Origin of the sequence: Ligilactobacillus salitolerans, assembly GCF_003864415.1 — a bacterium.
In the GTDB taxonomy this organism is placed as follows: domain Bacteria; phylum Bacillota; class Bacilli; order Lactobacillales; family Lactobacillaceae; genus Ligilactobacillus; species Ligilactobacillus salitolerans.
On record NZ_BFFP01000104.1, the window covers coordinates 1 to 491 of the forward strand.

Here is a 491-nt window from a genome sequence, read left to right on the forward strand (position 1 = left end):
CAGTCGTTAAAAGTTCCATCATCGTCGAACCAAAAATTGAAGTTCCAATTGGCTCTACAGCTAATTTATTGACCTTGTACTACAGGTTTTCAATGAAATGTTGTTTTGAACGGGTCAAACTTTGGATCACTTCAAAACGTGAACGCGTTAAGCGTTGTAAAGCAAGATATTCTTCTTGCCGCACAATGCCAGTTGTGTAGCGACCAATACGTAAGAAATCAGCAATATAAAAAGCATCGATCGTATCACTTTTAGAATCTTCAAAAACGTCTTTATAGCGCTTAGTAGCACGTGGATTAAGTAACACAGCATCTACGTTCAATGCATTCAGTTCGGCATCATTTTTAAAGAAAAAAGCTGGATGAAAGCTGTAAACGGAAGTTGACTCCATCCCGATCACAGTTTGTTCAAATTGATAGGCTTCATTTAACTCAAGAATCTTTCGCTTAATTTCAGAAGCGCCATTTAAATCATTGGAAACATTCGTGCGG

1 protein-coding gene is annotated in these 491 nt (G+C 37.9%); it reads right to left on the reverse strand.

Features of this window, described 5'->3' with window-relative positions; genetic code table 11:
* Positions 1-79: 79 nt before the first annotated feature.
* On the reverse strand, positions 80-491 hold a 412-nt coding region (locus tag LFYK43_RS12255; protein WP_148095635.1), incomplete at its 5' end, for an IS110 family transposase.